This is a genomic window from Bacillus sp. NPDC077411 (assembly GCF_044543425.1).
In the GTDB taxonomy this organism is placed as follows: Bacteria; Bacillota; Bacilli; order Bacillales; family Bacillaceae_G; genus Bacillus_A; species Bacillus_A bruguierae.
In genome coordinates this window covers 1-20,247 of sequence record NZ_JBITWA010000019.1, presented here as the reverse complement: position 1 = coordinate 20,247, position 20,247 = coordinate 1, and the positions used below count along the sequence as shown (strand labels likewise).

The 20,247-nt window shown below is 34.9% G+C and carries 22 protein-coding genes and 1 pseudogene; 17 read left to right on the top strand and 6 right to left on the bottom strand.

What is annotated here, in order from left to right; genetic code table 11:
• Positions 1 to 90 precede the first annotated feature (90 nt).
• Positions 91 to 612: a DinB family protein gene (locus tag ACIGHG_RS20060; RefSeq protein WP_090914729.1), complete on the top strand. Its 522-nt coding sequence runs from the start codon at positions 91 to 93 to the stop codon at positions 610 to 612.
• Between the two features lie 369 nt (positions 613 to 981).
• On the opposite strand, the gene ACIGHG_RS20055 is transcribed toward ACIGHG_RS20060, so the two are convergent.
• A complete protein-coding gene (locus tag ACIGHG_RS20055) occupies positions 982 to 1,473 on the bottom strand; it encodes a DinB family protein (RefSeq protein WP_336474456.1) in 492 nt (163 codons plus the stop codon).
• A 434-nt stretch (positions 1,474 to 1,907) separates the two neighbouring features.
• Here ACIGHG_RS20055 and ACIGHG_RS20050 point away from each other — a divergent pair, with 434 nt between their 5' ends.
• The 3 genes from ACIGHG_RS20050 (at position 1,908) to ACIGHG_RS20040 (ending at position 3,611) form a co-directional block, all read left to right on the top strand.
• Entirely contained in the window at positions 1,908 to 2,537 is a 630-nt protein-coding gene (locus ACIGHG_RS20050) for a TetR/AcrR family transcriptional regulator (protein WP_336474455.1), read from the top strand.
• A gap of 27 nt (positions 2,538 to 2,564) precedes the next feature.
• Positions 2,565 to 2,729, top strand: a complete 165-nt coding sequence (locus ACIGHG_RS20045; RefSeq protein WP_090914723.1) for a DUF2197 domain-containing protein — start codon at positions 2,565 to 2,567, stop codon at positions 2,727 to 2,729.
• 249 nt (positions 2,730 to 2,978) lie between these two features.
• Entirely contained in the window at positions 2,979 to 3,611 is a 633-nt protein-coding gene (locus ACIGHG_RS20040; RefSeq protein ID WP_090914721.1) for a LysE family translocator, read from the top strand.
• Positions 3,612 to 3,769: 158 nt separating this feature from the next.
• Here ACIGHG_RS20040 and ACIGHG_RS20035 read toward each other — a convergent pair whose 3' ends face one another.
• Positions 3,770 to 4,495 carry an MBL fold metallo-hydrolase gene (locus tag ACIGHG_RS20035; RefSeq protein ID WP_336474454.1) on the bottom strand — a complete coding sequence of 242 codons (726 nt, stop codon included), beginning with the start codon at positions 4,493 to 4,495 and terminating at the stop codon, positions 3,770 to 3,772.
• 223 nt (positions 4,496 to 4,718) lie between these two features.
• Between ACIGHG_RS20035 and ACIGHG_RS20030 the strand changes: the two genes are divergently transcribed.
• Together ACIGHG_RS20030 and ACIGHG_RS20025 are read left to right on the top strand one after the other, a co-directional pair.
• Positions 4,719 to 5,525 carry an HAD family hydrolase gene (locus ACIGHG_RS20030; RefSeq protein WP_396550191.1) on the top strand — a complete coding sequence of 269 codons (807 nt, stop codon included), beginning with the start codon at positions 4,719 to 4,721 and terminating at the stop codon, positions 5,523 to 5,525.
• 237 nt (positions 5,526 to 5,762) lie between these two features.
• On the top strand, positions 5,763 to 6,185 hold the full coding sequence (locus tag ACIGHG_RS20025) for an e9imm peptide (protein ID WP_396550189.1): 423 nt from the start codon (positions 5,763 to 5,765) through the stop codon (positions 6,183 to 6,185).
• A gap of 318 nt (positions 6,186 to 6,503) precedes the next feature.
• Here the strand turns inward: ACIGHG_RS20025 and ACIGHG_RS20020 are convergent, their stop codons facing one another.
• Together ACIGHG_RS20020 and ACIGHG_RS20015 are read right to left on the bottom strand one after the other, a co-directional pair.
• Complete coding sequence (locus ACIGHG_RS20020; protein WP_396550188.1) at positions 6,504 to 7,343, bottom strand: oxidoreductase; 840 nt, start codon at positions 7,341 to 7,343, stop codon at positions 6,504 to 6,506.
• Between the two features lie 267 nt (positions 7,344 to 7,610).
• Positions 7,611 to 8,222: a TetR/AcrR family transcriptional regulator gene (locus tag ACIGHG_RS20015; protein ID WP_090914711.1), complete on the bottom strand. Its 612-nt coding sequence runs from the start codon at positions 8,220 to 8,222 to the stop codon at positions 7,611 to 7,613.
• A gap of 161 nt (positions 8,223 to 8,383) precedes the next feature.
• Between ACIGHG_RS20015 and kynU the strand changes: the two genes are divergently transcribed.
• The 5 genes from kynU (at position 8,384) to ACIGHG_RS19990 (ending at position 13,156) form a co-directional block, all read left to right on the top strand.
• Entirely contained in the window at positions 8,384 to 9,670 is a 1,287-nt protein-coding gene (gene kynU, locus ACIGHG_RS20010) for a kynureninase (RefSeq protein WP_336474450.1), read from the top strand.
• A gap of 2 nt (positions 9,671 to 9,672) precedes the next feature.
• Positions 9,673 to 10,302, top strand: coding sequence for an arylformamidase (gene kynB, locus ACIGHG_RS20005; protein WP_336474449.1), 630 nt, complete (start codon positions 9,673 to 9,675; stop codon positions 10,300 to 10,302).
• Between the two features lie 36 nt (positions 10,303 to 10,338).
• Entirely contained in the window at positions 10,339 to 11,178 is an 840-nt protein-coding gene (gene kynA, locus ACIGHG_RS20000) for a tryptophan 2,3-dioxygenase (RefSeq protein WP_336474448.1), read from the top strand.
• Between the two features lie 123 nt (positions 11,179 to 11,301).
• Entirely contained in the window at positions 11,302 to 12,126 is an 825-nt protein-coding gene (locus tag ACIGHG_RS19995) for an NPP1 family protein (protein WP_336474447.1), read from the top strand.
• 121 nt (positions 12,127 to 12,247) lie between these two features.
• Positions 12,248 to 13,156 (top strand): serine hydrolase domain-containing protein, encoded by a 909-nt coding sequence (locus ACIGHG_RS19990; protein ID WP_396550182.1) that lies wholly within the window; start codon positions 12,248 to 12,250, stop codon positions 13,154 to 13,156.
• A gap of 205 nt (positions 13,157 to 13,361) precedes the next feature.
• Here the strand turns inward: ACIGHG_RS19990 and ACIGHG_RS19985 are convergent, their stop codons facing one another.
• Entirely contained in the window at positions 13,362 to 13,685 is a 324-nt protein-coding gene (locus ACIGHG_RS19985) for a YqzG/YhdC family protein (RefSeq protein ID WP_396550180.1), read from the bottom strand.
• 145 nt (positions 13,686 to 13,830) lie between these two features.
• Between ACIGHG_RS19985 and sleB the strand changes: the two genes are divergently transcribed.
• The 6 genes from sleB to ACIGHG_RS19955 all read left to right on the top strand — a co-directional run bounded on the left by sleB (position 13,831) and on the right by ACIGHG_RS19955 (position 19,243).
• Entirely contained in the window at positions 13,831 to 14,598 is a 768-nt protein-coding gene (gene sleB, locus ACIGHG_RS19980) for a spore cortex-lytic enzyme (RefSeq protein WP_336474444.1), read from the top strand.
• An 18-nt stretch (positions 14,599 to 14,616) separates the two neighbouring features.
• Positions 14,617 to 15,957: a germination protein YpeB gene (gene ypeB / locus ACIGHG_RS19975; protein ID WP_396550178.1), complete on the top strand. Its 1,341-nt coding sequence runs from the start codon at positions 14,617 to 14,619 to the stop codon at positions 15,955 to 15,957.
• An 18-nt stretch (positions 15,958 to 15,975) separates the two neighbouring features.
• The gene (locus ACIGHG_RS19970; protein WP_336474442.1) at positions 15,976 to 16,581 is read left to right on the top strand and encodes a YhcN/YlaJ family sporulation lipoprotein; all 606 of its coding nucleotides are present in this window, start codon (positions 15,976 to 15,978) and stop codon (positions 16,579 to 16,581) included.
• 134 nt (positions 16,582 to 16,715) lie between these two features.
• Complete coding sequence (locus ACIGHG_RS19965; RefSeq protein WP_396550176.1) at positions 16,716 to 17,207, top strand: GNAT family N-acetyltransferase; 492 nt, start codon at positions 16,716 to 16,718, stop codon at positions 17,205 to 17,207.
• A 26-nt stretch (positions 17,208 to 17,233) separates the two neighbouring features.
• Positions 17,234 to 18,256 carry a homoserine dehydrogenase gene (locus tag ACIGHG_RS19960; protein WP_396550174.1) on the top strand — a complete coding sequence of 341 codons (1,023 nt, stop codon included), beginning with the start codon at positions 17,234 to 17,236 and terminating at the stop codon, positions 18,254 to 18,256.
• Positions 18,257 to 18,481: 225 nt separating this feature from the next.
• On the top strand, positions 18,482 to 19,243 hold the full coding sequence (locus ACIGHG_RS19955) for a DUF3959 family protein (protein ID WP_396550172.1): 762 nt from the start codon (positions 18,482 to 18,484) through the stop codon (positions 19,241 to 19,243).
• A gap of 529 nt (positions 19,244 to 19,772) precedes the next feature.
• Here ACIGHG_RS19955 and ACIGHG_RS19950 read toward each other — a convergent pair.
• Positions 19,773 to 20,090: pseudogene (locus tag ACIGHG_RS19950) on the bottom strand (alpha-helical endospore appendage domain-containing protein); the annotation flags it as partial.
• Positions 20,091 to 20,247 lie beyond the last annotated feature (157 nt).

Here is a 20,247-nt window from a genome sequence, read left to right as displayed (position 1 = left end):
TGTTAATAAGAAATTCGTATCGTTTTGAAAAGAGGAATAATTTATTCAGATAAAGAATATTGAGAAAAGTGACGATAAGGGGGCGATTGTATAGCTAATCATGTAGAAAGTCTATATAACTATCATGTATGGGCAAATCAACGGATTTTTAATCATCTTAAGACACTTTCTCCTGAGAAATATCAAGAAGAAATAAAAAGTGTCTTTTCCTCTATCTCAAAGGTTTTGTCTCATATCTATTTGTCAGAATATCTATGGCTTAATATCCTTGAAGGTCATAGTATGAATGAGGCGATGCAATTATCACTTCAACTTCAAGAAAAGATTGAGAAACTATCCATCGAAGATTTAGAAACAGAATTTCACACTTTAACAACTCGTTTTATTTCCTTTTTGAACAGACAGGAAGATATAGAAAAGAGAATTATGCTGGATAATCCATATGCAAGAGTAAGAGAAACAAGTCTATCTGAAATGGTCTTACACGTTGTGAATCATGGAACCTATCATAGAGGGAATATTTCAGCTATGTTGCATCAGTTGGATGCTTCTTCCGTTATGACTGATTATGCTTTTTATTGGTATTCAGAAGATGCTATTCATCAAAAATAGGCAAGAGAAGAGTAATCCATTTTTTCTTAAAAAATCGACATTTGGTTCGGATTGAGAGTTGTTTATACAGTTCTTTTTTAATAAGTATGATTATTGCGTAAAACATCTAGAAAATGATCAAACTTTTTATAAAAACTAAATTTAAAGCTATATTGATCCTAACGGTGTAAAGTTATAAATATTAAAGAAACAACAAGAATAGAAAAAACAGTGAGCTGTAAACTCACTGTTTTTTCAAAATCAATAGGCTTTGTTAAGTAGTATTGTTGTTTTTCAGGTATAAGAACGGGAACGTCCGATTTGGACGTTCCCGTTCTTATTCCATTAAAGCCCCCTATAATGGAATAACTGTAAAGCTAATGAAGCTTTTTAAAAGCTGCGTTTCCCTGCCCAAGCTCCTTGCATTTTACTTAGGAATACAATTTGCCCAATATGATATGCGTCGTGCAATGCTAAACTCTTCAGTTCAAGCACTAATGATCTTTCTCCAGGGATGTGTCTATACAAATCTTCATATTCTGATTTTGCTAGTATTTTTTCAAGTTCACGATGAACATAAAAGTATTCTTGTTTTGTTTTCTTCCAATTTTGAAACGTCTCAGTTGGTAATCGAAATGTAGATTCATTATCTTCTGCCTGGGGTTCATTCGCTGTTTCACCAAGAAATCGCATCAGAAGTCTCTTTTTATAGAAAAGTAAATGACAAACTAATTCCCAAATGGAATTCATTTTCCCCTCAACTGGTTTCCAAATTGCCTGTTCAAAAGTAATATCCTCTAGCACTTTTTCAAGTGGTGGAAACCAGTCTTCTTCATCTAAGCAGCTTGCCCATTGTTGTAACAAAAGTGTCTTTACATCCATTTTCTATTCCCTCCAATTTAATCCCTTTAATAGATAATCCCTTTGGTCAAAATTCATATGCGGCGTGTTGTAGATAGCTCACTAATTAAGGTGTCATGCCAATTCATTGTTCAATTAAACTGGCCCTTTAACAGAATAATGAACGTTCTGTTGTTTTGAAAATTCTGATAATATTAGTTTATCATAAGTTGTGTTAACTGAGAAAGAACAACTGTCTAAAACCATTTTGGTTATCGTAAAGTTATCTTTTATATGTTTGATGGTGTCTTCATTATGGGGATCTTTTTGAATACTTAAATGCTTAAATTGCCGGTTTGAAACAAAGATGAACCGTTTGTAAGAAAGTCGTCCCGTTTATAAAAAAGATGAACTGAAATAACTTATCTAAATGGTATTTATTGTATTTTTTTGGACAGTTGTGCTAAAATATAACCATGAGTATAAAAAATAAAACAAACGAGCAAAAAGAAATGTCATTTATCGGAAAAGCCCGTAGAGCTCAAATTGTGGAATGTGTGATTGAGACAATCACTGAAGTTGGTTATGCACAAGCTTCTTTGGGACAAATTGCTAAACGAGCAAAAATAAGTAAGGGGGTTATTTCTTATTACTTTACAAACAAAGAAGAACTTCTCGAGCAAGTTGTAATTGATTACTATATAGCTTGCCAGTCCTTTATTTGGCCGCAAATCGAAGCTCAAACGTCCCCAAAAGGAATGCTTCAAACGTATATTGAATCCAATCTGAAATTTATAGATGAAAATCGAAAGCATGTATTCGCTGTTATAGAAATTGTTTCGAATGAAAGAACAGATGAAGGAAAACTTCGGTTTGCAGCGAAACATGATGATACTATTTTTCTTCCCATTGAAAATATTCTACGTTTAGGTATGCAAGAAGGAGTATTTCGAGAGTTTTTCGCAATGTCCTCAAGGGTAATGGCGTTAACAATCAGGCATGCTATCGACGGGTTTAGCCTGGAACTAATGAGAAATCCGGATCTTAATGTTAAAGATTACACTAAAGAACTTATCACGATCTTTGAGCGGGCAACTCAAAAGTAACGTATCACCCTAAGGAGGGGGAAGTACATGATATTTTATGAGGTTATTTGTTTTTGTTGTAAAAATGTATTTCGGGTATATGAAGGAACTAAAAAATATAAGCAATTCAAAAAAAATCCGAAAGGGAAATATTGCTGTGACGAATGTAGTCATAAAATACAACTTGAAGCAATAAAACATTTTTTTAGATAGTGGTAATATCTACTAGGTCTCATCATACATTGCCATCAACTTAAGAAAACAGATTGACCCTTATAAGAAAAATTGAGTCAGAACGCTCATATAAAGATATGATTTTAGCTCTGGAGAAAATGGATGAAACAGATGTCCAATCATTAATTCGATACGGAAGAAATAAAATGAAATGTAAAACCTGTTGTTTTCATACAATTTGTTATATTATGAATAAGGGCGCCGCAAAAATAAAAAAGGGGTGTCAAAATGTATGGAATCATAAATTATGAGGTGTTTTTAGTCACGGGAATTCTTTTAAATTTAATACCTGGTGCAGACACAATGTATATAGTAGGGAGAAGTATTTCACAAGGTAGAAAAGCTGGTGTTTATTCTGTTTTTGGTATTATTACTGGTTCCCTCGTTCATACATTATTAGTTGCTTTTGGCTTATCAATCATACTTACAAAATCTATTATTCTATTTAATACGATTAAAATTATTGGTGTGATCTATTTAGTCTATTTAGGAATTAGAATGATGATTGATAAAACAAATGTCAATTTTCAAGCTAGTGCACCTAACAAACTGAACCTTAGAAAAATATATGTACAAGGACTTTTAACAAGTATTACGAATCCAAAGGTTGCTTTATTTTTCATTGCATTTCTCCCGCAATTCATAGATACAAAAGTTTCTAGTCCTGTATCCTTTATCATTTTAGGACTTACATTTACAATTACTGGATTATTTTGGTGCCTATTTATTGCTTATTTTTCTTCCCATGTTACAAAAAAACTAAGAGGAAATGAAAAAGTGGGAATGGTGCTAAATAAAATAACAGGGATAATTTTTATCGGTATGGGGTTGAAGCTGCTTCAAGCAAAAGCTCCTCAATAAACCTGGACTTTAAAGAAATGCCCCCTTGTAGGAGAAAGAAAAAGCCTCTTTAGTTGAACTTTAAAGAGGCTTTTTCTTTGAAGATATTGTAACTAAAACATTTATTTTACTACTTCTTAAGTATAATAATCATACATTTTATACCTAAGTATTGGATTTTATAACTTAACTCGCTCTACAAGATTTTGAATTTGTTCTTTCGCGTTATCCTTATATACGCCTCCGTGATAACAAATGACTGATTCAATATCAAAATCTAAATATTTCTCTAAAGAAGCAAGGGCTGTATTCATGTCTAACGTTGTTCTCTGAACAGGTCCTTGTAAAGAACCATCTACACATATCATCGCATCACCGGCAACAAGGGTTTTGCTTTTCTTTACATACAGGCTAACATGTCCAGGAGTATGTCCCGGTGTATGAATCACTTGAATACCTCCGCAATACGGAAGTTCTTGTCCGTTTTCTAAAATCTGATTTACATTACATTTAGGAGGGTTCGTATATAACAATTGCATTTCTTTCGGAAGAGATGCCCATTCTTCTTTGTTCATACGTTCAGGGTCTGTTTTTATAAGTGGGAATTTCCCCTCGATATATGGTTTATCAAGCTCGTGTGCATACACATTGATTTGATTAGTGGCTGCTTGTAGTAGTTCTGGAAGACTTCCGATATGGTCTATATCTTGATGTGATACAATGACTGCCTTTAATTTTTCAAAAGGAACTCCTAGATCATTCATCGCAGTACGTATTTGTTCTAACTGACCAGGCATACCAGAATCAATCAAAACAGCTTCTTCATCATCCCAGATAAGTGTAGGATGTAAGGCGAAACCTTGTATGTTTAATTCAAGTGTTGCAACTCCATTTGAAACCTTCATTGATTAAGCCTCCTTAGTAAATGTGTTTGTATAGTAGTTAACTGCTACATAGGATAATTTACCACGCTTCACGACTCTAATCAACAAATAAATAATAATCATAACATAAATAAAAATTTTTGTCAAGTATTTTGTTTGTTTTTATTGTTAAGTTTAAATAAAGAGGATTTCCAAACCATATATAGAATATGAAAAAGATATTTTCACACAAGGAGATGTTCACATGGATCTTATATCAAACGTTAAAGGAATTGTTTTAGACTTAGATGGTACGTTATTAAACTCACAAAAAGAAGTATCGAAAAGAAATTTACAAGCTATCCTCGCATGTTATAAAAAAGGAATAACTGTTATTTTTGCGACAGCAAGACCCCCGCGTTCAGTAAAAGCCTTTCTTCCTCAGGAACTTCAAGATATGGCAGCGATTGTGTATTATAACGGCGCCTTAATCATCGATAATACATCAGAGTACAGACAACATTATCCAGTTGAATCAGCTATTACAGATGAAATTGTTGAATATGTAATTACTCATCATTCAGATGCTTGTCTTTCTATTGAATCTGAAGATACATGGTATAGCAACAAGACGCTAGATTATAGTAAAGCTATGAATGCAATTGTAAATCCAATTGTAGTTTCGTTAGATGAATTGAAAGAAATTAAGGCTTCAAAATTATTAATCACACAATATCCGTATTACGAGAAATTACAAAAGAAATTTGAACATAAAGTAAACACTGTATGTACCGATTCGGGAACTTTAATTCAAATTATGGCCAAAGGCGTTTCTAAGAAACAAGCCGTAATGGATCTTTGCATTCAAAGTCAAATACCTATGAACAACATAATGGCATTTGGTGATGATTGGAACGATTTAGATCTTTTTCATGCGTGCGGCTTTCCGGTCGCTATGGAAAATGCAATACAAGAATTAAAAGAAGTGGCATATGTCGTTACGAAATCCAATGATGAAGATGGTGTAGCGGAAGTGTTAGAGAAGTTAATTTGTACTGTTAGTAAGGGTTAAAAATGTATTGGAAGAAGGGAATTAGCAAGTGTGGAAAAGAGAATTGAACAAATAATAGAGTTTTTACGGATAATATAGCATAAGGAATAAAACCTCAAATAACATGTTGACAATAGCTATTGTCAACGCGTTAAATACTATGTTAATTTTGATAAATCAAAAGGATAATTGTAATTTTATGTTAAAATGAATATAGAAATTGTGAAGAAATGTACTTAAATTAATGAGACGGTTATCTTGAACAAAGGGAGTAAGGAATTGGACGAAAAGAAACTATTAAAATTAGTTTTAGAAATTCAAGAGCTACAAGATTTGGGGAAAGATTTTGAACATAAACTTACTGTATTTGAAAATAGTGTTCCCTATCCAAATGCAAAAGAATTATTTTTTGCTGACTACGGTGCAGAATACATTGTAAAAAGAGCTATTAACCATAAAACTATAAAGTTAGGTGAGTTAAGTAAAGACGAGTTAGTTACCTTGGTTCAAAAACTTATGGATGGGGAAGGAGAAGAATGGGAGCTGACAATTTGGTTGGACATGCTTACATCGTCTGTTGTTGACCCTAAAATAAGTGATTATATTTTCTGGAGTGATGAAGAATTAACCGCCAGAGAAATTATAGACAAAGCATTGGCTTATAAACCATTACACTTATAAAGTGTGTTGCTCCAAGTAGAGTTAACGCTCAAGGGGACTTTAATTGAATAAGACAATAAAAGACGCTCAGAGTTTTTTTCAACTCTGGGCGTTTTCATATGCTAATTATAATGTGATTTTGCAGGTCAATTCGGTTTCTAATTTTATTGTGAATTTATCTTCTAAGTATAATTTTGTACTTCAAAACTGAACCCGTTAGTCTTTTGAATCAACTCCATCTTATAATATCGGCGATTCGAAAATGTTCGGCATTCCGAGTGTACCAGTAGGAGCTGACAGTAGTCCATTTTCGAGTCAGTTCTCTTATTTTTTTTCACACTATTTAAAACGCCTTAAAACAAGAAATTCCCACCATTTCCACGGTAGTATGTTCTTTATGAGCATCATTAATTTTACACCTTTTCCAATTGGATAACGTAAAGTTGGATGCTGTGATTGTACAATACTTACTATTTTCTCGGCAACATCTTGCGGGTCTCCAAAACTCTCATTCCCGTTTTGAATATGTTGTTCAATTTTTTTCATGTAATCTTTATAAGGTGACTGAGATTCGGAAGAGGTTTCCGCAAGTTTTTGTCCGATTTCCCATATGTTTGTGTTATATGATCCTGGCTCAATTAATGAAACATCGATTCCGAATGGTTTAACTTCTAGACGAAGGGACTCACTCCAGCCTTCAAGGGCATATTTAGATGCAACGTAAGGGGAGAGGCCGGGGAATCCAATTTTTCCGCTGATGCTACTAACATTAATGATTTTTCCATGTTTTTGTTTTCTCATTATTGGAAGAATAGCTTGTGTTACCGCGATGGCTCCAAATACGTTTGTTTCAAATTGTTTACGATACTCTTCCAGTGGAATTTCCTCTACAAAACCACCATTTGCGTAGCCGGCATTATTAATAAGTATATCTATTCGCCTGAGATTGTTTAGAAAAGATGTAAAATTCTCAATAGACTTTTGGGAAGTTACATCAAGCTGTTGGACTTTTATATTACGCTCTACATGTAACAATGCTGCCTGTTCAAGCAATTTTGTTTGTTTTTTAACATTCCGCATCGTAGCGATGACAAGATAGCCTTTTTTAGCAAACTCTAATGATGTAAGAAGCCCAAATCCGCTTGATGAACCTGTGATAATCGCAATTTTTTCTGTCATTTGTTTCTCACTTTCTATTGAATTTCAGTTTGATTTCATCATATCGAAAGAAGGAAGGGAGATTCAATAGATTATTTCATAGACGTATTTATATTCTTATATAAAAAAGTAGATTTATAGGGAAATTCCCTTTTATCTGTCAGAATATGCGCTTACCAGGGAAATAAAAGGGAAATGCTATTTCCAATAGATAACCTAGAAATACGAGAAATGAAAGTGTACGGTATAGAATATACACTTTAAAAGGCCTGTTTTATACGGTACATTTTAAGAATAAAGCCCTCCCATATACATTTCCGTTAATGTATGTACAATGTCTTCGAGAGAAAAGTCTCGTTCATTTCGTACAATTTCCCATAAAAACATTTCATTCGCAAAGAACCAACTTCTTGCTGCTAAAAAACAATTTAAATCTTTACGTGCTAAACCGCTTCTTTGTGAATATGTAATATCTTGAACAATTCGTTCAATAAATCGTTCTCGAATAGCATCCCATTTGTTTCGAACTTCTTTAGAAGTACCGATTGCTTCTTCAACAACTTGTAATAGTTGTCTTTCTGTTTCTGCCATTTGTAAAAATGCATGAACTTGCTTTTGAATCATACTGTGAGCTGCTTGCTTTGTTACCGGATGAAAGACACGTTCTGCAATTGTATAAAACTGGTTCATCACATCGTCCATTAAAACAATGAGCAAATCATCCTTATTTTTAAAGTATACGTAAGCTGTTCCATATCCTGTTTCTGCTTTTTTTATAATTTGGGAAATTGTTGTTTTTTGAAATCCTTGTTCTATAAATACTTCACGACCAGCTGATAATAATTTCTTTTTTGTTTCTAGCGAACGGCGTTGTCTTGCCGAAAAAGTATCTTTAGTCATATGTACCACACCTTTATACTGAAATATCAGAAAAATTAACTTTATTGTAGGGGAAATAGTAATATACTGTCAACTGACATTATGTCATTGACGTTATGTCAGTTTTGGTGATATATTTTAACTAATTAGAATTAAGAGAAAATTCAAAGGAAGGTGACAGAATGTACGCAAAACCATTTGAACCATCTTATGAGTATGCTTGTCAATGTGATCGTTATGATGAACTTGCATCGTTTCAACATGAATTCTATAAAAAAGACGGAACCATTTATTTAGATGGAAATTCGCTTGGACTTTTATCAAAACGAGCTGAGAAGTCTTTATTAACATTGCTAGATTCATGGAAACAATCTGGCATTGATGGCTGGACAGAAGGAGAGCATCCTTGGTATTTCTTATCTGAACAATTAGGAGAATTAAGTGCTCCCCTTATTGGCGCCACGCCCGAAGAAGTAATTGTAACTGGTTCTACGACGACAAATTTACATCAAGTTGTTGCTACGTTCTACGAACCGAAAGAAGGAAAAACAAAAATCCTTGCTGATGAATTAACATTTCCATCTGATATTTATGCTTTGCAAAGCCAAATTCGTTTAAAAGGATTGGACCCTGCACAGCATCTCGTTCAAGTGAAAAGCAGGGATGGAAGAACGTTAAATGAAGAAGATATCATTGCAGCGATGACGGAAGATATTGCACTCATAGTACTTCCAGCCGTGTTATATCGAAGCGGACAAATTTTAAATATGAAACTTCTTACAGAAGAAGCACATAAACGCGGGATCCATATTGGCTTTGATCTTTGCCATTCAATCGGTTCCATTCCGCACCATTTCGAAGAATGGGACGTCGATTTTGCAGTTTGGTGTAATTATAAATATTTAAATGCTGGTCCAGGCGGTGTTGGCGGCTTGTACGTAAATAAAAAGCATTTCAATCGTCTACCAGGATTAGCAGGTTGGTTTGGCTCTCGAAAAGATAAACAGTTTGATATGGAGCACGAACTTACACCAGCTGAACATGCCGGCGCCTATCAGATTGGAACACCGCACGTATTAAGCGTTGCACCACTGATTGGTTCTTTAGAGATATTTAAAGAAGCGGGCATTGATCGACTACGACAAAAGTCTTTGCATATTACACGTTATATGATAAACCTCATAAATTATGAATTAAAAGATATGGACTTTATACTTGGTAATCCATTAGAAGATGAAAAACGAGGCGGACATATTTATTTGGAACATAAAGAAGCAGCACGTATTTGCAAAGCATTAAAGGCAAATGGAGTTATTCCTGATTTCCGCGCACCAAATGGAATTCGTTTAGCTCCTGTTGCTTTATACAATACGTATGAAGAAGTGTGGAATGCTGTCCGAATTTTAAAGAAAATTATGGTGGAAGAGGAGTATAAACAATTTGAAAATAAACGAGAGGTTGTGGCGTAAAGATGAAAGAAAACAAGTGGATTGATATTTCTCAACCTCTAAACAATGATATTGCCACTTGGCCTGGTGATACACCTTTTTCCTATGAAGTTTCATGGACAAAAGAGCAAAGCGGCTCTGTTAATGTTGGTAAAGTTTCGATGAGTATTCACACCGGCACACATATTGATGCTCCGTTTCACTTCGATAGCGACGGTAAAAAAGTAAGTGATTTAGACATTAACGTCTACATTGGCCCTGCTCGAATTATAGATGTAACAGGTCACGAAAGCATCGGAGCAAAAGAACTTAAAGCCCATGATTTAGAGGGGGTTAGTAGATTATTATTGCGGACCTCATCAAAAATAAATCCACATGTATTTCCTGAAACGATTCCATATTTACGTGCGGATCTTGCACCTTTTCTTTATGAAAAGGGAATATGTTTAATTGGTGTTGATGTTCCGTCTGTGGACCCACTTGATGATAAAGAACTAGCAGCACATCATGAGTTATTTAAACGCGGTATTCATATTTTAGAGAATGTTGTGTTAGAAAATGTACAAGACGGAGACTACGAACTTATTGCCCTGCCGCTTTCACTAACAGATGCAGACGGTAGTCCAGTGCGTGCCGTACTAAAACCATTATAAAAATAAGTATATACTGCATAGAGAGGATGTTCACGCATGAATGAAAATGAAAAAGTGATTATGGAGAAGGGGATTCATACAGATTTTCGTAATAACATGACATACGGGGAATATTTACAACTTGATAGTTTACTATCGAGTCAAAAGCGGCTGTCTAATCATCATGATGAAATGTTATTCATCGTGATTCACCAAGCAAGTGAACTTTGGATGAAATTAATTTTGCATGAATTAGAAGCAGCTATTGAATCCATTAAAAATGATAATCTTGCTCCTGCTTTTAAAATGCTTGCACGTGTTTCAAAAATTCAATCGCAAATTATTCAGTCGTGGGATATTCTTGCTACGCTCACACCGTCTGAATATATTGAATTCCGTGATTCACTTGGTCAAGCATCTGGATTTCAATCTTATCAATATCGCATGATTGAATTTGCACTCGGTTATAAAACACCACATGTTCTTAAAATCTATGAAAAAGATGCAGAGTTGCACGCTCGTCTACATAAGGCACTTCATGCACCGAGCCTATATGACGTTGCGATTCAATCACTTGCAAAAGAAGGCTTTCCAATTAATAAAAGCGTTCTTCAAAGGGATATTACACAACCATATGAGGCGGATGCAACAGTAGAAGCAGCATGGTTAGAAGTGTACTCAGATGTGAAGAAATACTGGGATTTATATCAATTAGCTGAAAAGCTAATCGATATTGAAGATTGGCTGCAGCAGTGGCGATTCCGTCATATGAAAACGGTAGAACGTATTATTGGGAATAAGATGGGCACTGGCGGATCTTCAGGCGTTTCGTATTTAAAACGTGTACTTGATCAATCATTTTTCCCAGAACTTTGGGCTATTCGGACAAAACTATAAACGATTAAACAATAAGCATAAAAGTTTTCTTTATGAAAAAAGCTTTTATGCTTATTTGCATATTTTTAAATTGAAATTATGTATTATAGTATTGTTATACGAAATAAAGTAGGTGAAAAGATTATGTTTAGTAAGCAAAATTTCTTTAAAAAGACATTCATAACATTTTCTGCAATAGGAGGATCTTTTGGAATCCTTTCATCAAATGTTGAAGCGGCTCCCAATCCATCTGCTTATTTAGCAACACTTCAATTTGATGGAACAGATTGGATGGATACAGGGGAAAAAAATTTCCCTCACGCTTTTCGTTTCCAGTCTTATGATAACGATATTGAACATAATAAAGAAAATGAAATTCGTTTCAAAATTGGAAATGCCGTAACAGGAATAGGATCAACAGGATTAACAAATCGTGGTCCAAATAATCAACAACCAGCTGTCTATTTTCATATCGCTAAAAAAGGAGAATATGAAATATATGAGTATTGGCTTTATTATGCCGATAATGATTGGATTAACAACCATGAACACGATTGGGAAAAGTATTTTGTTTACTTGAAAAATGGCGTTCCAACACATTTGCTTATATCGAGTCACAATGGTTATAAAATAAAGCCATGGGCAGAAGTTTCAAAAGATGATGGGCATCCCTTAATTGGTGTTGATGGAGGAGCTCATGCGATGAAATGGGATAAAGAAGATGGAGTCCAAATTCGTTATAATGGAGACATTACAAAAAATAATGGACGTCTTGATGAAGGGGATCAAACGAATCAACCATGGATTCTCTATAGCAATGATCCAATTGATGGTGTAACAAAATATGTAGCTGCTCCTGATACGTTTTATTACGGTGATCCAGCTTATCTTCTCTATTCAAACGAACATAGCGACCCTCGCCAAGCACCTTGGAAACGCGAAGAATGGGATAATCCGCCGCTCCCTTAAACATAACGTTCATATGAATACATATAAAAAGAGTAGAAAAAATCTACTCTTTTTTGTTTCTCATTTCAAATTTCGTTATAATAAGTCAAATTAGTGCTAAGTAGTAATGGAGGGGTGTATATTGAACTTATCAGAATTGGAACATACATTTAAAAAGAAAAAAGTAAATGCTTTCCTCGTCTATCAAAAAGGAGAAATCGTTATAGAATATTATAAAACAGAGAAATGTGCACAAAACGTATATAAAATTAATTCGATAACGAAAAGTATTATCTCTATTCTAATTGGCATTGCACTTGAAAAAGGGTATATCCATAGTATTCATACACCTATTGTAGAGTGGATTCCAAATATGCCAAAAGAAAAACAGCTACTAACGATGTATCATTTATTAACGATGACAACGGGAGAAGACTGGAAAGAGTTTGGTGACGGTGTTATTTTCCCAAATGATTTCGTAGAGTCACAAAACTGGATTGACTATATTCTTAATAAACCGATCACCAAGCAACCGGGTACAAAAATGAACTATAATTCTGGTTCTTCACATGTATTAAGTTACATTTTGCAACTTGTGACAGGAATGACAACAGCAGCGTTTGTTGATAAATATTTATTTGAACCGTTACACATTACGAGCTATCAATGGCAACAAGATCCACAAGGAATTTTTGTTGGCGGTTTTGGTATGAAAATGAAACCAAAAGATATGTTGAAAATTGGTCAATTATGTCTACAAAACGGCTATTGGAACGGACAGCAACTCGTGTCTTCAAACTGGATTGAACAATCGCATCAAAAGAGATTTACAACGTATGAACGTGTTGGAGCATACGGATATCACTGGTGGATCTTAGATAGAGAGACATGCAACGTGCCATATCATACATATTTTGCAATGGGATACGGCGGACAGTATATTTTAATTGTACCTCAATTAGAACTCACCGCAGTCATTAGCAGTCAAATGCCTAAACGAGGTTTAGTACCACTCAAACTGTTTGTGAAATATTTACAAGAAATGCACTGAAAAACAGACTTTGTTTGTCCAAACATATTGTAATGCAACAAAACCGCTCACTGAATTTGTTGCGATGCTTACATACGATTTTAAAGCCATGATTTCCATACTTACGTACTACCAAAATATAAACTCCTTTAATGGAATAGAGTTCACCTTATATAATACTTACCATGAAAATAGCTTCTTCTTTTGGCATGGCATGTCGCTTTTCTTATCTTGGAGTTTCTTTGAAAGAAATGCTAATAAATTTTTCTGTTTTTGTGTCAAATTCTACATCAACAAATACTCCAAATTCTTTTCCGTTTTTCTCCCGCAACCACAACTTAAATTTTTCAACTGATATATTTACTGTTTTTGGTCTTCTTCCAATATGAAGATAATCGATAATATCAGCTTGCGGGTATTTTTCTTTCGTCTTTTGCACCGCAATCTTTCCCCATTTCGCATATGGAGGCTGCGCATGAACAGCAGGAAAAGGTTTATAAATAAATAAAACAATTGTAGCAAGGCCGATGCATATAAATAAACGAGTCATATTAAGCTCCTTTATAGCATTTTTTATAGTATTTACATTTAGGCATATTCATATGAATGTGCTTTTTTTGGTCTTCATTACATAAAATCGCATTATTTACAAAAAATAACCTTGAAATCATCGTCAAATTCAAGGAGGTTGAACTATGCAGTGTAAAGCTTTCTTCAAAGTACCGCTTCTACTCATTACGGTGGCGATTACTTTGTTGGTAAGTAGTGTTCATGAGAAGCAGGTAGGGGCTTTTTCCAATCAAGTCATCCAAAAGGGAGCTTCTGGAGAAGATGTAATCGAACTACAATCAAGACTCAAGTACATTGGATTTTACAATGGGAAAGTAGATGGTGTCTTTGGGTGGGGTACATATTGGGCACTTCGGAATTTTCAGCAAAAATTCGGATTAAAGGTTGACGGACTTGTTGGTACAGCGACAAAACAAAAGCTCGTTAAAGCTACAAAATACGAAAAACAATCAAGTAACACAGCGAACAACCAAAAGAATAAACCAGCACAAAATAATAAACCGGCACAAAACAAAGGCACAAATGTTCCGAATGGATACTCGCAAAATGACATTAAAATCTTGGCAAATGCTGTATACGGAGAATCGCGCGGTGAACCTTATATCGGACAAGTTGCCGTCGCAGCTGTTATTTTAAATCGCGTTAGCAGTCCATCTTTTCCAAACACAGTCGCAGGAGTTATTTATGAGCCGCGCGCCTTTACTGCTGTTACAGACGGCCAAATTAATTTAACACCAAATGAAACAGCAAAAAAAGCCGTGCTTGATGCAATTAACGGATGGGATCCTTCTGGAGGAGCAATTTATTATTTTAATCCAAATACTGCAACAAGTAAGTGGATTTGGGGTCGCCCGCAAATTAAGAAAATTGGAAGACACATTTTTTGTAACTAGTTAGGAGGTGGATGAGATATGTTTAGAGGTTTAATTATTGTTTTATTAACAATCGGAGTTGTAGGCACAGGATATTGGGGATATAAAGAGCACCAAGAAAAAAATGCGGTATTAATTCACGCTGAAAATAACTACCAGCGTGCTTTCCATGATTTAGCCTATCAAGTTGATTTATTACATGACAAAATTGGGACAACATTAGCAATGAATTCACGAACATCATTATCACCTGCATTAGCCGAAGTGTGGCGCATCACATCTCAGGCACATTCTGATATTGGTCAATTACCACTTACGTTACTCCCGTTTAATAAAACAGAAGAATTTCTATCAAATATCGGAGAATTTAGTTACCGTACAGCTATACGTGATTTAGATAAAGCACCATTGAATGACCAAGAATATAATACACTCCAGCAACTATATAATAATGCTGCAAATATTCAAGATGAACTGCGTAAAGTACAGCATCTTGCTCTAAAAAATAATTTACGTTGGATGGATGTTGAACTAGCGCTTGCTTCTAATAAAAACCCAGCCGATAACACGATTATAGACGGGTTTAAAACAGTAGAAAAAAACAGTAACGCTTATTCAGAAAAGCGTTTTGGACCAACGTTTACAAGTTTGCAAACAGAAAAAAAAGGTGAGACGCACATATCTGGTCCAAAAATTTCAAAAGACCAAGCGATAAATATCGCAAAATCTTTCCTTAGCTTAAAGGGATCTGAAACGATTTCTGCTGAAAAAAGCAGCAAGGGAGCAAAAGAAAAATTTTATAGCATTACAGTAAAAGATCCTAAGACGAATAGTGAAACGAATATGGACATTACTGAACAAGGTGGCTATCCAATTTGGGTGATGAACAGCCGTGAAGTCAAAGAACAAAAGATTAGCTTAAATGAAGCAGGAGAAAAGGGACTTTCCTTTTTAAAACAAAATAAATTCAAAGATATGGAGTTATATGAAAGTTCACAATACGACTCTATCGGTGTTTTCACATTCGTAACGAATCGGGACAACGTGCGTATATATCCAGAATCCATTCAAATGAAAATAGCGCTTGATGACGGTTCGATTGTTGGCTTCTCTTCTAAAGACTATTTAGCAGCTCGGAAAGATATAAAAATTCCAAAACCAACACTATCGGTTCCGGATGCGCGGAAGAAAATTAATCCTAATTTAAAAGTTATGGAAGAGCGTCAGGCAATCGTTGTAAATGACTTGCATAAAGAGGTACTATGTTATGAATTTTTAGGAACACTTGGGAAAGACACCTATCAAATCTTTATTAATGCCGATAGTGGTACTGAAGAAAAAGTGAAAAAATTGCAAAGTGTAGAACAAATTTTTGATTAATGAATAGGAGTGACACCTTTGAGGAAAACCTTATATTTTTGTATCTGTTTACTTCTATTAGCAAGTTGCAGTACAAAAAAGAATGATAATGCAGCTAACCCAAAACCAACTTCAAATATAAATCAATATAAAACAAGAAACGTAACAAATAAAGAAAATACTCGCAAATCAGATGAAACAAAGGCTGATCATCTTGCAAGCATTGCTTCAAGTATACCTGGTGTAAGAGATGCAACGGCTGTTGTTCTTGGTAAGTATTCCATTGTCGGCATTGATGTAGGTGCTAAGTTAGATCGTACAAGAGTAGAAACAATAAAATACTCCGTTGCAGAGAGCTTAAAACATGATCCACAAGGTTCAAACGCAGTTGTTGTGGCCGATTTAGATACGTACGAGCGCTTAAAAGAAATTGGAAAACGTATTCAAGAAGGAAAAGCTGGTGAAGGAATTCTCGATGAACTTGCGGCAATTGTAGGGCGTGCGATGCCGCAAGTTCCAAATGATTTATTAGAAACAAAACAGAACAATCCAGTTAAAGAAAACGATCAACAATTACAAAAAGGCGAACAAAATGAATTAAAACAAGAACAAGTTGACCAATCGAATCAACAATTAAAACGATAAAACAATCCCCGTGTTATGTAGCACGGGGATTGTTTTATCGTTTTTAAGACTGAAAATTTCATTTATTCCCAAAAATATTGTATGATTTTGTATGGAAGGAAACATATGTTTTTAGAACTGGGGGATTAAAAGTAATGAAAATGAATCAATCTATTCAACTTGTTCCATATACAGAGGAATATAAAGAAGCGTTACAAACCTTTACTTTACCAGAAGAACAAGTACAATTCACAGCTCATCCAATGGAACTTTTAGACAAAGTACAGCAGGATCCAACTCGAAATCCTATTGTTATTTTAGCTGATGACAAGCCAGTTGGTATTTTTGCGTTGCAATCAGGAAGTCGTGTGCAAGAATATACAAACAAAGAAAACTCTTTGTTACTTACTTCATTTTCAATCAATTACACTGAACAAGGAAGAGGATATGCAAAGCGAGCATTGCATTTGCTACCAAATTATGTAGATGTATACTTTCTAAACATAGAAGAAATTGTATTAGCCGTCAATGAAAGAAATATTCCTGCACAAAAATTATACATAACAGTCGGATTTGAAGACAGAGGACAACGCCGAATAGGACCAATTGGACCGCAACTTGTTTTATATTTACCTGTCAAAAAATAAACATTCAAAAGTTAGCGGAGGATCTTATGCAAATCAAATTAATACTTGCCGGTTATGGAAACGTTGGAAAAGAATTTGTAAAACTTATTCACGAGAAAGCGTCATGTATTCAAAAAGAATATGGTTTAGAGTTACTCCTTGCTGGAATTATTGGACGTGATGTGAAGTTATATCGCCCAGAGGGGCTTTATACCGATACTTTACTTGCATTAGGCGACGGATCAGCAGCTTTACATAGATATATAGAACAGCATTCGGTGTATAACGAAAACATGGAGGGGCACGTTTTAATTGAATCTACACCAACCAATATTGAAAGTGGGGAACCAGGAAAACAATATATATTGCAAGCGATTGAAAATGGAATGGATATTGTCTCTATTTCCAAAGGTGCACTTGTAACATCGTGGAAAGAAATAAGCGAAGCAGCTCGAGTCGCAAATGTAAGCATCCGCTATAGCGGTGCAACAGCTGCTGCACTACCTACATTAGATATCGGTCAATTTAGCTTAGCGGGGTGCAAAATTAAACGCATTGAAGGAATTTTAAATGGGACAACCAATTATATTTTAACAAAAATGTATGAAGACAACACTTCATATGAAGAAGCATTGCAACAAGCGCAAAGCAAAGGAATTGCTGAAACAAATCCTGTATTAGATGTAAGCGGAATGGATAGCGCATGTAAATTATTATTGTTATCAAATAGTTTATTACATACAGAATATACACTTGAAGATATGAGTATGAAAGGAATAGAAAACGTATCAAAACAAGATATACAAAAAGCAAAAAAGCAAGGAACACAAATCAAACTACTAGCAAGAGCATCTACAGACGATGACGGAAAAGTGCGGCTTGAAGTACAACCATCTGCAGTAGACTTGAACCACTCATTAGCAGGTGTTACAGGAACTGAAAAAGGAATTACTTTTTATACAGACACGATGGGATCAGTCACTTCTATTGGCGGAGCTTCCAATCCAAGAGGAGCGGCAGCCGCAGCTTTAAAAGATGTGATCAATTTGTATCGAAAAGATAGGATATAGCCTTACATACGCTGATATGAGAATCCCGCTTATTTGGAAGAAGCGGGATTTGTCATTCCCTTGTATAAAAGTAGTAATCTATTGTCAATTATCGTTATGTTTTTTTATTTACTTTTTATCATCAGTAGGATTAAGATATTTTTTAAGTATGTTATTTTTACATATACAAAACAGAAAAATACTATTATGCTATAGAGGTTAGAAAACTGAAAGGGATTGAGAATTGTGAAAAAACTTGATGTACTGTTAATGGTGCTCAGCGTCCTGTTCCCAGTTACAGGTATAATGAAACAAATGCCGCTACAATTATCATTATATATAGGCGGGTTATTGTTTTTAACTAGTTTTGGGAGTTATCATGCAAAACGAATGCATTCACGAATATTTAGTTGGATAGCATACGCAGCATTTATCACACTCTTGCTGGCAATTTGGAATCAATACATAACAGTCGATTCTTTAATTGCAAACGCAAAAATCGCTGCATGTATTGCTGTAATCCCGTTTTTATTCCGATTCCGTACATATGCCATTACGCTAGGATTACTCGCATTATGGGGCGCAATGCTTTGGGATGTAAAACAAATTCAATCATTAGCAGTTCTTCAGCGAATGATGAACCTACTCACATCAGAAAAATTGTATTTAGTCATTTTAGTGGCAGGTTTCTTACTCGGTGGATTGCTTGCAAACGCGCTGCATCGTGATAACAATAAGCAAGAAAAAACAAACACATTTAAACAAAAAAAGAAGCGAATGAGACCTACATTCAAAATTCGCATTCCAAGTTTACCGAGATTAAAATTTAAAATGCTCAAGTTCCGTAAAAAATCTTCTAAACAAAGAGACACTCGTCCATATGAACGAAACTATGAAGAACACCAAACACCAACTTACAGTGCAACACAAACAGAGCAACATAATGATACTGGAACAGTGCAAGGACAGACGAGAATGGAGCGAAGAAGAAATCGTTTTAACGCATAGGGAATAATAAAAGTCAAAGAAAACGGGTGTTATTTATATCGTGCAATTGATTGAGAAGAATCATGCCCTATATAAACGGAGACGAAGTCTTTAAATAGACTTCGTCTTTTCGACGTACAATGAATCATAACAATTACTAGCGGCTGCATAATATTTAGTCATACACGTTGTTGACCTATGTCTATCTCTTGTGAAATTTTGTAACAGAACCCTATTATCAAAATATAGTAATAGTGACGGGGTCACTGCTTCCTCCCAAAGCAGTAGCGGTAATCATTACTGTCCCAGTTCCATCACTGATTGTAAAAATGGCAGTAAAGTTGCCCGATGCGTCTGTAAAAGCAGGATTAGGAGATATAGTACCAAGAGCAGCATTATTCACTGAAAAATTGACCGGTGTACCTGCTGAAGGGGGACTTCCATTCACCAATACTTGACCAGTAAGAGTTGAGGTAAATCCTATTCCTAGAATAATAGTAGTTGGATTAGCGTTCAGGGTAATCGTTGTTGTGGATGGAGGAGGAGTAGGAGAAATAGTCTCTAATAGATCCAGAACATTTTCAAATTTGAATTCAAGCAGCATTTCCTTCTTGATGACGTCACGAAGAGTTCTTTGCACGCTCGAGTCGATAGCAAGAAGATTGGATATCGTAACCACCGGAGGAGAAAGTGTCGTTCTTCCTGGTGGTAATGTTCCGAGAACAAATTGAATTTTCTCTGCCTCAGCATTGATAATGTGAGCCAAAGCTAATTCTTCTAGGGCAATGGAGCTTAAAAGTAATGGAATCGTCTGTGCAGTCGTAACAGAAATAGTGGGAGTAATATTAGGGATGTTAGGAAAAGACAATATATATGCATCCTTTCTAGAAAACCTTCGAATCATCTGATTCTGTACATCGGTTTCCCTCGTTTTTATTTTTTCTTCTTTTATAATCAGTCTTATAATTGATAAAGGTTGGTATAATAATGGAATTAGATAGTAATAACCATTCAGTATTCTTATT

What these genes read in the sequence shown, in the direction of transcription:
- ACIGHG_RS20055 (WP_336474456.1), bottom strand. Translation starts at nt 1,473, where the DNA reads ATGGATGTAAAGACACTTTTGTTACAACAATGGGCAAGCTGCTTAGAT.
- ACIGHG_RS20050 (WP_336474455.1), top strand. Translation starts at nt 1,908, where the DNA reads ATGAGTATAAAAAATAAAACAAACGAGCAAAAAGAAATGTCATTTATC.
- ACIGHG_RS20045 (WP_090914723.1), top strand. Translation starts at nt 2,565, where the DNA reads ATGATATTTTATGAGGTTATTTGTTTTTGTTGTAAAAATGTATTTCGG.
- ACIGHG_RS20040 (WP_090914721.1), top strand. Translation starts at nt 2,979, where the DNA reads ATGTATGGAATCATAAATTATGAGGTGTTTTTAGTCACGGGAATTCTT.
- ACIGHG_RS20035 (WP_336474454.1), bottom strand. Translation starts at nt 4,495, where the DNA reads ATGAAGGTTTCAAATGGAGTTGCAACACTTGAATTAAACATACAAGGT.
- ACIGHG_RS20030 (WP_396550191.1), top strand. Translation starts at nt 4,719, where the DNA reads ATGGATCTTATATCAAACGTTAAAGGAATTGTTTTAGACTTAGATGGT.
- ACIGHG_RS20020 (WP_396550188.1), bottom strand. Translation starts at nt 7,343, where the DNA reads ATGACAGAAAAAATTGCGATTATCACAGGTTCATCAAGCGGATTTGGG.
- ACIGHG_RS20015 (WP_090914711.1), bottom strand. Translation starts at nt 8,222, where the DNA reads ATGACTAAAGATACTTTTTCGGCAAGACAACGCCGTTCGCTAGAAACA.
- kynU (WP_336474450.1), top strand. Translation starts at nt 8,384, where the DNA reads ATGTACGCAAAACCATTTGAACCATCTTATGAGTATGCTTGTCAATGT.
- kynB (WP_336474449.1), top strand. Translation starts at nt 9,673, where the DNA reads ATGAAAGAAAACAAGTGGATTGATATTTCTCAACCTCTAAACAATGAT.
- kynA (WP_336474448.1), top strand. Translation starts at nt 10,339, where the DNA reads ATGAATGAAAATGAAAAAGTGATTATGGAGAAGGGGATTCATACAGAT.
- ACIGHG_RS19995 (WP_336474447.1), top strand. Translation starts at nt 11,302, where the DNA reads ATGTTTAGTAAGCAAAATTTCTTTAAAAAGACATTCATAACATTTTCT.
- ACIGHG_RS19985 (WP_396550180.1), bottom strand. Translation starts at nt 13,685, where the DNA reads ATGACTCGTTTATTTATATGCATCGGCCTTGCTACAATTGTTTTATTT.
- sleB (WP_336474444.1), top strand. Translation starts at nt 13,831, where the DNA reads ATGCAGTGTAAAGCTTTCTTCAAAGTACCGCTTCTACTCATTACGGTG.
- ypeB (WP_396550178.1), top strand. Translation starts at nt 14,617, where the DNA reads ATGTTTAGAGGTTTAATTATTGTTTTATTAACAATCGGAGTTGTAGGC.
- ACIGHG_RS19965 (WP_396550176.1), top strand. Translation starts at nt 16,716, where the DNA reads ATGAAAATGAATCAATCTATTCAACTTGTTCCATATACAGAGGAATAT.
- ACIGHG_RS19960 (WP_396550174.1), top strand. Translation starts at nt 17,234, where the DNA reads ATGCAAATCAAATTAATACTTGCCGGTTATGGAAACGTTGGAAAAGAA.